The following is a 224-nucleotide window of genomic DNA, read 5'->3' on the forward strand; positions in this document are numbered from 1 at the left end:
ATTGCCTAGCACCGCGCCCAGCGTGCCGCTGGTGGAGGCGCCAAGGGCGCCGTCGTAGACCTTGTCGCTGGCGGTGATCTCGCCGCCGATGGCCAGGCGCTCGATGCTGGCCGTGGTCGTGGCGTTGTGGGTCAGAGCGTAGTTGTGCGCGTCCTCGCCGCCGAGCGTGCCGCTGACGGTCACGGTCTTGCCGGTGCCGGCGTTCCTGTCCGCAAAGCTGCCGC

At 70.5% G+C, this 224-nt stretch carries 1 protein-coding gene; it reads right to left on the minus strand.

Going from position 1 to position 224, the window contains the following annotated elements; translation table 11 throughout:
* A partial coding sequence (locus tag GVL12_RS26145; protein ID WP_200844123.1) for a YDG domain-containing protein occupies positions 1-224 on the minus strand: 224 nt, incomplete at both ends.

Origin of the sequence: Pantoea sp. 18069 (assembly GCF_902706035.1) — a bacterium.
Classification (GTDB): Bacteria; Pseudomonadota; Gammaproteobacteria; order Burkholderiales; family Burkholderiaceae_C; genus Comamonas.